Here is a 3,054-nt window from a genome sequence, read left to right on the forward strand (position 1 = left end):
CCATATGTTCGCATAATTCGAACATATGATCGCGTTTAATCCCACTATTTCGGAACCCTGATCGGGCGCATCTGGAGGGCGTCAGGACGACACGCCCGTCGTCACCTTATTGCCCCCGATCACCCAGGAGTTCCCGCCATGACCATCACCACCATCGACACGGCCCCCGTCGCTCCCGCCAACACCGCCAGCACCCTCGAAGCCTGGCTGCCGCTCGTCGGCCGCGTTCTCATCGCCGCGATCTTCATCATCAGCGGCTTGTCCAAGATCGCCGACCCCGCCGGTTCGATGGCCTACATCGCCTCGGTCGGCCTCCCGCTCCCCGCCGTGGCGCTGGCTGGCGCCATCCTCGTCGAAGTGGTCGGCGGCGCGCTGCTGATCTCGGGCTACAAGGTCCGTGCGGTCGCCACCGTCATCGCGCTGTTCAGCCTCGCCACCGCCGCGTTCTTCCACAACAACCTGGCCGACCAGAACCAATTCATCCACTTCTTCAAGAACATCGCGATCGCTGGCGGCCTGCTGCAGATCGTCGCTTTCGGCAAGGCTCGCGCCTGAACGCGAAAGCCCTGCCGCAAACGCTGCCGGAAGGGGCGGGCCGAAAGGCTCGCCCCTTTTCGCATGATTGCACGATAAACGCAGACCAGATTTGTCGTCGTTATATGCTTGACGCTTTAACGCAGACAGAGTAACTCCGCGTTCATGGCCCATATCACCACCAGCGTCGAATATGGAATCCACGGCCTGCTCTGGCTGGTGGAAGACGGCCGCGCCCTCAGCAGCCGGGAGATCGCCGAGATCCAGGGCATCTCGCCCAGCTTCGTGGCGAAGATCTTCCCCAAGCTGGAGAAAGCCGGCATCGTCGCCGCCAGCGAAGGCGTGCGCGGGGGCTACCGCCTCGCGCGGCCGGCGGGCGAGATCACCTTCCTCCAGATCATCGACGCGATCGAAGGCGACAAGCCGCTGTTCGATTGTCAGGAAGTGCGCGGCCGCTGCGCCCTGTTCGGCGGCGATGCGCCCGGCTGGGCAACCGCCGGAACTTGCGCCGTCCACGCTGTCATGCTCCAGGCCGAGAAGGCGATGCGCGATGCTCTTGCCGCGCAGACCCTGGGCGACGTGGCGAGCCGCTTCGGCCGCAAGGCGCCCGAGACATTCTTCAACGATTTCCGCGACTGGGCGGGCGATCGCCAGACCACCCGCACCGCACGCATCGGCCGTCCCCGGCGGGACGGTCCTTCATGACCTGAGCCTTTCTCACCCGCATTCCTGAACACCTTTCTCGGCGTCCTGCCGGACGCACCGGGAAAGCGCCGGCTTGCGCGCTGCCTTCGCGGGCCTCGCGCTTGTCGGGACGATGAGCCGCGTCCGGCGCACAAGAGGAGAAGATCGATGAGCAAGCAGACCATCCTGATCGCCGGCACCGGTTTCGCCGGAGTCTGGGCCGCCCTGTCGGCAACCCGCGCCATTGCGCTTGCAGGGCGGGAGGACGACGTGGAAGTCGTCGTCGTCTCGCCGAGCCCGACCATGGTGATCCGTCCGCGCCTTTATGAAGCCGTGCTGGAGAACATGAACCCCGACGTTTCTGCCCTGCTCGCGGCGGTCGGCGTGCGGTACGTGGCCGGTCTGGTCGAGGCGATCGGCGCGAATACGCAGCAGGCCACGATCCTGCGTAACGACGGCGGGCGCGAGACGATTGCCTGGGACCGCTTCGTACTGGCCACCGGCAGCCGCCTCTCCACTCCGCCGATCCCGGGCATTGCGGATCACGCCTTCGATGTCGACCAGTTGGACTCGGCGCAGCGGCTGGACGCGCACCTCGGGCTGCTGGCTGCCCGCACCGACGAGGCACGCGGTACGGCGGTCGTGGTGGGCGGCGGCTTCACCGGCCTCGAAGGCGCGGCGGAGATGCCCGAACGGTTGCGCGCCATTCTGGGCAAGGATGCGCCGATCCGCGTCGTCATCGTCGACCCGGCCGAACAGATCGCCGCCGAGATGGGCGCCGATGCGGCCGTGGTCGTGCGCGGCGCCCTTGACGAACTGGGTGTCGAGCAGCGCCCTGGCGTGCGGGTGACGGCGGTGGACGCAGGCGGGGTCACGCTTTCGGATGGATCGCGGATCGATGCGGCGACCGTCGTGTGGTCGGCCGGGATGCGTGCTCATCCGCTGGCAGGGCAGGTGCCCGGAGAGCATGATGCCACTGGCCGGGTGCTCGGCGACGCCTATCTCCGCGCGCCCGAGGCGCCGGGCATCTTCGTCACCGGAGACACCGTGAAAGCGGCGACCGACGATATCGGCAACTTCACCGTCCTGTCGTGCCAGCACGCGCTGAGCCTCGGCCGGGTGGCAGGCCACAATGCCGCTGCGGAACTGGTGGGGCTGGGCCTCCCCCCCTACAGCCAGCCCAAGTACGTGACCTGTCTCGACCTCGGCGCATGGGGTGCCCTTTATACGGAGGGCTGGGACCGGCAGGTCCACCTGACCCGGGCGGAAGGCAAGAAGCTGAAGCAGGAAATCAACGGCGTGTGGATCTATCCGCCTGCGCCGGAGCGGGAGGCGGTCTTTGCGGTCTCCAACCCGGACTTCGTGATCGTGCCCTGACGCGAAAAGGCTCGGCCGGAGACGGTCGGGCCATGCGTTTCCGGGCATGATCGTGCCAAACCCGCGCAAATCCGGCCTTTGCGTTGAAAATGAACTTTTTTTGAAATTAGTGTTTGACCGACTCACTTGGTGGCCTTAGAGGCCCGTTCACCGCAGCGGACCACACGGTTTTGCATCGGTCGCCAAGCACTGACGGGCACCAAGCTCTCCGAGGTTAAAGCCGGGGACGACGGGTTGTCCGGGTTTGTTGTCTGGTGGTTCTTTGACATTGTAGGTTTAGATGAAGGGACATGTGGGCGACGGCGCCTGGTCTCGTGGGTCTTTGGGCCACGGGTATCAGTTTAAAGCAAGCCGATGCTGCATATGTCCTAACGTAACCATACGTTTTACATAGTGCAGGTATCGGCTCCCGGAGTTCGGTGTTTGCGGTTGGCGGCCTTTGGGTCGTGCCGTATTCGC

At 65.3% G+C, this 3,054-nt stretch carries 3 protein-coding genes; all 3 read left to right on the forward strand.

Going from position 1 to position 3,054, the window contains the following annotated elements; genetic code table 11:
- Positions 1-138 precede the first annotated feature (138 nt).
- The 3 genes from ACYPYD_RS17315 to ACYPYD_RS17325 all read left to right on the forward strand — a co-directional run bounded on the left by ACYPYD_RS17315 (position 139) and on the right by ACYPYD_RS17325 (position 2,595).
- Positions 139-555, forward strand: coding sequence for a DoxX family protein (locus ACYPYD_RS17315; RefSeq protein ID WP_008829862.1), 417 nt, complete (start codon positions 139-141; stop codon positions 553-555).
- A 144-nt stretch (positions 556-699) separates the two neighbouring features.
- Positions 700-1,239, forward strand: coding sequence for an RrF2 family transcriptional regulator (locus ACYPYD_RS17320; protein ID WP_008829861.1), 540 nt, complete (start codon positions 700-702; stop codon positions 1,237-1,239).
- Between the two features lie 147 nt (positions 1,240-1,386).
- Positions 1,387-2,595 (forward strand): NAD(P)/FAD-dependent oxidoreductase, encoded by a 1,209-nt coding sequence (locus ACYPYD_RS17325; protein ID WP_459664444.1) that lies wholly within the window; start codon positions 1,387-1,389, stop codon positions 2,593-2,595.
- Positions 2,596-3,054: the final 459 nt, after the last annotated feature.

Source organism: Novosphingobium sp. 11B (assembly GCF_054589055.1).

Coding starts and splice junctions, on each gene's coding strand:
- ACYPYD_RS17315 (WP_008829862.1), top strand. CDS start 139: ATGACCATCACCACCATCGACACGGCCCCCGTCGCTCCCGCCAACACC.
- ACYPYD_RS17325 (WP_459664444.1), top strand. CDS start 1,387: ATGAGCAAGCAGACCATCCTGATCGCCGGCACCGGTTTCGCCGGAGTC.
- ACYPYD_RS17320 (WP_008829861.1), top strand. CDS start 700: ATGGCCCATATCACCACCAGCGTCGAATATGGAATCCACGGCCTGCTC.